Origin of the sequence: Paraburkholderia sp. SIMBA_053 (assembly GCF_046534895.1) — a bacterium.
In the GTDB taxonomy this organism is placed as follows: domain Bacteria; phylum Pseudomonadota; class Gammaproteobacteria; order Burkholderiales; family Burkholderiaceae; genus Paraburkholderia; species Paraburkholderia caledonica.
On the sequence record NZ_JAWRXU010000870.1, the window covers coordinates 1 to 265 of the forward strand.

Sequence of the window (265 nt, forward strand, 5' to 3'; positions counted from 1 at the left end):
GCTGATCGATGGCGACGGCCTCATCGGGGCTCGTGCCCCAGGTGACGAACGGCGCAATGTCGCCCGCGTCGAAGCGATGCTCGGCATCGAAACGCGCGTCGGCGTCGGAATGCAGCCCGCGCCAGTCCGCGAGCGCGGTTTGCCATGCCGCCTCGTCGAGCGACGGCGTGTGGGCGCGCACGTAGTCGAACGTGATCGCGTCCGGTGCGATCAGCGCGGCGCGCGCACCGGCTTCGACGGTCATGTTGCACAAGGTCATGCGCGC

General features: G+C 69.8%; 1 protein-coding gene. It reads right to left on the reverse strand.

Annotation, left to right across the window (positions count from 1 at the left end; genetic code table 11):
• Positions 1-265, reverse strand: a 265-nt coding sequence (locus SB753_RS38080; protein WP_410805294.1) for an aconitase family protein, incomplete at both ends; no start/stop codon positions are given.